Below are 6202 nucleotides of genomic sequence, written 5' to 3'. Positions count from 1 at the left end.
CCAGCAGCTTGCGGAACATTTCCACGCCGGTGCAGGTGGTCTTCTGGGTGTCGGCGATACCGACGATTTCGATTTCTTCGCCGACCTTGACCACGCCGCGCTCGATACGGCCGGTCACCACGGTGCCGCGACCCGAGATGGAGAACACGTCTTCCACGGGCATCAGGAAAGCACCGTCCACAGCGCGCTCAGGCGTGGGGATGTAGGTGTCCAGCGCGTCGGCCAGCTTCATGATGGCTTCTTCGCCCAGGGGGCCCTTGTCGCCTTCCAGCGCCAGTTTGGCCGAACCTTGCACGATGGGGGTGTCGTCGCCAGGGAAGTCGTACTTGGAGAGCAGCTCGCGCACTTCCATTTCGACCAGCTCCAGCAGCTCGGCGTCGTCCACCATGTCGCACTTGTTCAGGAACACGATGATGTAAGGCACGCCCACCTGACGGGCCAGCAGGATGTGTTCGCGGGTCTGGGGCATCGGGCCGTCAGCGGCCGAGCACACCAGGATGGCGCCGTCCATCTGGGCGGCACCGGTGATCATGTTCTTGACGTAGTCGGCGTGGCCGGGGCAGTCCACGTGAGCGTAGTGGCGGTTGGCCGTTTCGTACTCAACGTGGGCGGTGTTGATGGTGATGCCGCGGGCCTTTTCTTCCGGAGCCGCGTCGATCTGGTCGTAGGCCTTGGCCGCGCCACCGAACTTGGCTGCCAGCACGGTGGTGATGGCGGCGGTCAGGGTGGTCTTGCCGTGGTCAACGTGACCAATGGTGCCAACGTTCACGTGCGGCTTGGTCCGCTCGAATTTCTCTTTTGCCATTTTTCAGCTCCGGTTCAAAAAATGCCGAAATACAAAACTTACAACGGTATTCTTGGTGCCCTTGGCGGGAATCGGACCCGCGACCTCTCCCTTACCAAGGGAGTGCTCTACCACTGAGCCACAAGGGCAATACAGTCACATCGACCGCATATTTGCACACACCAACGCGTCAGACACGTGACAACACTGGAGCGGGAGACGGGAATCGAACCCGCGTCATCAGCTTGGAAGGCTGGGGTTCTACCATTGAACTACTCCCGCCGAGCTTGCGCACACAGCACAAGCACCACTTCCCAAAATCGCTCTAGCGCCATCGCGCACCGAAATACTGATGGTGGAGGAGGCTGGATTCGAACCAGCGTACGCATAAGCGGGCAGATTTACAGTCTGCTGCCTTTAACCACTCGGCCACCCCTCCACGGCAAGCCATAGATTATGCCACGGTTTTTAGGCTTTCGGGCAACCATTGCACAGCGCGTTCGCCAGCCTCGGTCAGAAATCGGTTGGTTTCGGCGAAATGCCCGCAGCCAATGAAGGGCACAGGCGGGCGCAAGGCCGACAGGGGCGACGGGTGGTTGGCACACAACACGTGGTGGCGTGTGGCGTCGATGCGGGCCGCCTTGGCCTGCGCATGGGCACCCCACAACAAAAACACCTTGCGCCGCTCGTGGCCATTGAGCCCGTCGATCAGGGTGTCGGTCAGCACCTCCCAGCCTTGACCGGCGTGGCTGCCGGCTGCGCCCTGCTCCACCGTCAAACAGGTGTTGAGCAACAACACGCCCTGCTGCGCCCAATGCACCAACGAACCGTGCCCAGGCGGCACAAAGGGCTGGCCAGCCTCGCGGGCCATTTCTTTGTAGATGTTGCGCAACGAAGGCGGCAGGCGAACACCGGCAGCCACCGAGAATGCCAGCCCTTCGGCCTGCCCCGGACCGTGGTAGGGATCTTGACCGAGGATGACCACCTTGGTGTCGTCCAGCGAAGTGAGCGCCAGCGCCCTCAACGGCTGAGGCGGATAGATGACGGCGCCCGCGTCCAGCCGAGCCGTCAGGTACCGCCCCAACGCCTGTCCGGCGGCGTTGGCAAAAAACGCCTCGGTGACCGGGCGCCAGTCGGGCGCCACCGCCCACGCCTCTGGCGCCCAGGCCAACAAGCGGTCGAGCGCCACAGCGGGCTCAAACAGCTCGGATTGCCCCACGCTCAGGCCTTCATCTGGAAAACGTCGGCCAAGGCAGCACCCGGATCGGGGGCGCGCATGAAGGCCTCGCCCACCAGGAAGGCGTGCACGCCGGCATCGCGCATGGTCTTCACATCGGCGCCTGTCAATATGCCCGACTCGGTGATCAGCAGCCGGTCCGCCGGCACGCGCGGCAGCAGGTCCAGCGTGTTGCTGAGCGACACCTCAAAGGTGCGCAGGTTGCGGTTGTTGATACCCAGCAGCCGGGTCTTGAGCTTGAGCGCCCGCTCCAACTCGGCGCCGTCGTGCACCTCCACCAGCACGGCCATGCCCAGCGAGTGCGCCAAGGCCTCCAGCTCGGCCATCTGCGTGTCGTCCAGGCAGGCGGCGATGAGCAGGATGCAGTCGGCCCCCATCACCCGGGCCTCGTAGACTTGGTAGGCGTCCACCATGAAGTCCTTGCGCAGTACCGGCAGGTCACAACTGGCGCGGGCTTGCTTGAGGTAGTCCGGGCTGCCTTGGAAAAAGTCGCGATCGGTCAGCACCGACAGGCAGGCCGCGCCGTGTTCGGCATAGCTCTGGGCGATGTCGGCAGGAATGAAGTCCTCGCGAATCACCCCTTTGCTGGGGCTGGCCTTCTTGATTTCGGCGATCACGGCCGGCAGGCCTTTGGCGATCTTGGTGCGCAGGGCGCCTTCGAAATCGCGCGTGAGCAGGCGGCTCTCGGCGTCGGCGCGCACCATCTCCAGCGGCTTCTTGCGCTGGGCGGCGGCGATTTCCTCGCGCTTGACGGCGACGATTTTTTCAAGGATGTCGGACATGGTGTTCAGGCTTTCAATGCGTGGGTCTTGACGACCAGTTGTTCCAGCCGCGCCTTGGCCGCGCCACTGTCGATGGCCGTGCGCGCCAGCGCGATGCCGGCCTGGATGTCGGCCGCCACGTTGGCCGCGTACAGCGCCACACCGGCGTTGAGCAGCACGATGTCACGCGCGGGGCCGGGTTCGCCACCCAGCACCCCCAGCAACATGTCGCGCGACTGGTCGGGCGTCTCCACCTTGATGGAGCGGTTGCTGGCCATGGTCATGCCGAAGTCCTCGGGGTGGATCTCGTACTCGCGGATCTCGCCGTTCTTGAGCTCACCCACCAGCGTGGCCGCGCCCAGCGAGACCTCGTCCATGCCGTCGCGGCCATAGACCACCACCGCATGTTCGGCGCCCAGGCGCTGCATCGCGCGCACCTGGATGCCCACCAGGTCGGGGTGGAACACGCCCATCAGGATGTTCGGCGCGCTGGCAGGGTTGGTGAGCGGGCCCAGGATGTTGAAGATGGTCTTGATGCCCAGCTCGCGGCGCACCGGCGCCACGTTTTTCATGGCCGGGTGGTGGTTGGGCGCGAACATGAAACCGATGCCCACCTCGGCGATGCACTGGGCAATGGCCTCGGGCGAGAGATTGATGTGCACGCCCAGGCTCTCCAGCACATCGGCGCTGCCCGACTTGCTGGACACGCCCCGGTTGCCGTGTTTGCTGACCTTGGCGCCCGCCGCCGCCGCCACAAACATCGAGCAGGTGGAAATGTTGAAAGTGTGCGAGCCATCGCCGCCGGTGCCCACGATGTCCACCAGGTGGCGCTTGTCGGCCACGTGCACCTGGGTGGCAAATTCGCGCATCACCTGCGCGGCGGCGGTGATCTCGCCGATGGTTTCTTTCTTCACACGCAAGCCGGTGATGAGCGCGGCCATCATGACGGGCGAACATTCACCGCTCATGATCATGCGCATGATCTTGAGCATCTCGTCATGGAAAATTTCGCGGTGTTCGATGGTGCGCTGCAGCGCTTCCTGTGGGGTGATGGGCATGGCGGTCTCCAATGTACGAGAAGAAAAAAGGATCAAGGGCGGCTGGACAAAGCCAGCTTGAGCCCAAACGCGATGAACAGGGCGCCAGCCACACGGTCCAGCACCGCCAGGCTGCGTTGCACTGCGGTGGCTCGACGTGCTGTCCAGGCCGCAACGAGCGCCCACCCGACGTTGACCGGGATGGCGTTGACGTTGAACAACACGCCCAGCGCCAGGAAAACCCAGGTGGTGTGGGTGGTGCCGGGGGCGATGAACTGCGGCCCAAAGGCCAGGAAAAACAGCGCCACCTTGGGGTTGAGCGCGTTGGTGAAAAAGCCGTCGCGGAACACGCGCCACAGATCGGCTGGCGCCTGCGGCACGGCACCGGTGGCCACAGCAGCGCCCAACGGACTGCCACCCCCACGCGACAGCAGAAGCTTGGCGCCGACGTAAAACAGGTAGGCCGCGCCCACCCACTTGAGCACCATGAATGCCGTGGCCGAAGCCGCGATCAGCGCCCCCACCCCCAGCGCGGCGGCAAAGATGTGAACGAAGCAGCCGGCGGTGACGCCGAGGCCGGCCACGACGCCCGCGCGGGCGCCACTGCGCAGCGAATGGCTGACGATGCACAACACATCGGGCCCGGGCGTGAGGTTGAGCAGCCAGCCGGCCGCAATGAACAAAAGCAATTGGAACGTGTCTGGCATGGGAAATGGCGATGGGCGCTCAGTACACGCCGCTCGGCGTTTGCGCGTGGGCGGTGGATGGGCCGGCGCCGGCAAAAAAGCCCCGCACCACTTCGATGGCATGGTCTATGCCGGCGGCATCCACACCCAGGTGGGTGACAAAACGCAGGCCGATCAGGCCGGTGGCCAGCACGCCGTGGACCTTGAGGTGCTCCAGCAAGGCCGGGCCACGTCCGTTGGCCACGTCCACAAACACGATGTTGGTCTGCGCCGATCGCACGCTCAGGCCATCGATGCCGCGCAAACCGTCGGCCAGGCGCTGGGCCAGCGCATGGTCATCGGCCAGCCGCTCCACGTGGTGGTCCAGCGCATGGTGGGCGGCGGCTGCCAGCAACCCCGCCTGCCGCATGCCGCCCCCCGCCATCTTGCGCACGCGCAGCGCGCGGGCAATCAACTCGCGCGAGCCACACAGGGCCGAGCCGACCGGCGCACCCAGGCCCTTGCTGAAGCAAACCGACAGGCTGTCGAAGTGGTCTGCGATCTGCCGCACGCGGGCACGTGCCGACTGACCCGGTGCTGCGGTGGCCACAGCGGCGTTGAACACCCGGGCGCCGTCCAGGTGGGTGGCCAGTCCCCGCTCACGCGCGAGTTGGGTGGCGGCCGCCAGGTAGCTGTCCGGCATCGGCTGGCCGTTCCAGGTGTTCTCCAGGCACAGCAGCCGGGTCTGGGCAAAGTGGGGGTCGTTGGGTTTGATGGCGGCGGCGATGTCGGCCAAGGCCATTTGCCCGCCCGCGTCCTGCGCCAAAGGTTGCGGCTGCACGCTGCCAAACACCGCCGCACCACCGCCTTCGTAGCGGTAGGTGTGGGCCAATTGGCCGACGATGTATTCGTCGCCCCGACCACAGTGGGCCAGGATGCCGCAGAGGTTGCTCTGTGTGCCCGTGGGCATGAACAGCGCGGCGGCCTTGCCGGTGATGGCGGCGATGTGGTCCTGCAGCGCGTTGACACTGGGGTCGTCACCAAACACGTCATCGCCCAAGGGCGCGGCCATCATGGCCTCACGCATCGCAGCGGTGGGCTGGGTGACGGTATCGCTCCTGAGATCGACGGTTTTCATGCGCGCTCCAGAAAGTTCTTGAGCATGGCGTGACCGTGCTCGGTGAGGATGGATTCGGGGTGGAACTGCACGCCCTCGATGTCGAGTTCGGTGTGGCGCACACCCATGATCTCGCCGTCGTCGGTCCAGGCCGTGACCTTGAGCACGGCGGGACAGTTGTCGCGCCGGATGGCCAGCGAGTGGTAGCGGTTGACGGTGAACTGCGCGGGTAAGCCAGCAAACACGCCTTCTTGTGTGGTGGTGATGACGCTGGTTTTGCCGTGCATGAGCTGCTGCGCGCGCACGATGTCGCCACCAAAAGCCGCGCCGATGCTCTGGTGCCCCAGGCACACGCCCAAAATGGGCAGCTTGCCGGCAAAGTGCCGGATGGCCGCCACCGAAATGCCGGCTTCGGCCGGCGAGCAGGGGCCGGGCGAGATCACCAGGCGGTCGGGCGCACGCTCGGTGATACCCTCCAGCGTGATATCGTCGTTGCGGAACACCTCGACGTCGGCGCCCAGTTCACCGAAATACTGGACGATGTTGAAGGTGAAGGAGTCGTAGTTGTCGACCATCAGAAGTTTGGTTTTTGCCATGGTCT

The 6202-nt window shown here is 64.9% G+C and carries 7 protein-coding genes and 3 tRNA genes; all 10 read right to left on the bottom strand.

All coding sequences use genetic code 11. From position 1 onward, the window contains the following. On the bottom strand, positions 1-805 hold an 805-nt coding region (locus ACFQU0_RS08220; RefSeq protein WP_382199693.1), incomplete at its 3' end, for an elongation factor Tu. Between the two features lie 53 nt (positions 806-858). Then, a tRNA-Thr gene (locus ACFQU0_RS08215) sits at positions 859-933 on the bottom strand. A 59-nt stretch (positions 934-992) separates the two neighbouring features. Next, a tRNA-Gly gene (locus ACFQU0_RS08210) sits at positions 993-1066 on the bottom strand. 71 nt (positions 1067-1137) lie between these two features. After that, positions 1138-1223, bottom strand: a tRNA-Tyr gene (locus tag ACFQU0_RS08205). Between the two features lie 15 nt (positions 1224-1238). Next, positions 1239-2003, bottom strand: a complete 765-nt coding sequence (locus ACFQU0_RS08200; protein WP_382199692.1) for a uracil-DNA glycosylase — start codon at positions 2001-2003, stop codon at positions 1239-1241. Positions 2004-2005: 2 nt separating this feature from the next. After that, complete coding sequence (gene trpC / locus ACFQU0_RS08195; protein WP_382199691.1) at positions 2006-2803, bottom strand: indole-3-glycerol phosphate synthase TrpC; 798 nt, start codon at positions 2801-2803, stop codon at positions 2006-2008. A 5-nt stretch (positions 2804-2808) separates the two neighbouring features. Continuing rightward, positions 2809-3840 carry an anthranilate phosphoribosyltransferase gene (gene trpD, locus ACFQU0_RS08190; RefSeq protein WP_382199690.1) on the bottom strand — a complete coding sequence of 344 codons (1032 nt, stop codon included), beginning with the start codon at positions 3838-3840 and terminating at the stop codon, positions 2809-2811. A gap of 32 nt (positions 3841-3872) precedes the next feature. Continuing rightward, complete coding sequence (locus ACFQU0_RS08185) at positions 3873-4526, bottom strand: LysE family translocator (RefSeq protein WP_382199689.1); 654 nt, start codon at positions 4524-4526, stop codon at positions 3873-3875. A gap of 19 nt (positions 4527-4545) precedes the next feature. Further along, the gene (ltaE, locus tag ACFQU0_RS08180) at positions 4546-5622 is read right to left on the bottom strand and encodes a low-specificity L-threonine aldolase (protein ID WP_382199688.1); all 1077 of its coding nucleotides are present in this window, start codon (positions 5620-5622) and stop codon (positions 4546-4548) included. Continuing rightward, positions 5619-6197, bottom strand: coding sequence for an anthranilate synthase component II (locus ACFQU0_RS08175; protein WP_382199687.1), 579 nt, complete (start codon positions 6195-6197; stop codon positions 5619-5621). Before ACFQU0_RS08175 ends, ltaE begins: the two co-directional genes overlap by 4 nt. Positions 6198-6202: the final 5 nt, after the last annotated feature.

The organism is Hydrogenophaga defluvii (assembly GCF_042665235.1).
In the GTDB taxonomy this organism is placed as follows: Bacteria; Pseudomonadota; Gammaproteobacteria; order Burkholderiales; family Burkholderiaceae_C; genus Hydrogenophaga; species Hydrogenophaga defluvii_A.
The sequence above is the reverse complement of the archived record's forward strand: the minus strand, read 5'-3'. Positions and strand labels throughout refer to the sequence as shown.

Bases quoted from the DNA above. Each gene is read 5' to 3' on its own strand.
- ACFQU0_RS08175 (WP_382199687.1), bottom strand. From the start codon at position 6,197: ATGGCAAAAACCAAACTTCTGATGGTCGACAACTACGACTCCTTCACC.
- ltaE (WP_382199688.1), bottom strand. From the start codon at position 5,622: ATGAAAACCGTCGATCTCAGGAGCGATACCGTCACCCAGCCCACCGCT.
- ACFQU0_RS08185 (WP_382199689.1), bottom strand. From the start codon at position 4,526: ATGCCAGACACGTTCCAATTGCTTTTGTTCATTGCGGCCGGCTGGCTG.
- trpC (WP_382199691.1), bottom strand. From the start codon at position 2,803: ATGTCCGACATCCTTGAAAAAATCGTCGCCGTCAAGCGCGAGGAAATC.
- trpD (WP_382199690.1), bottom strand. From the start codon at position 3,840: ATGCCCATCACCCCACAGGAAGCGCTGCAGCGCACCATCGAACACCGC.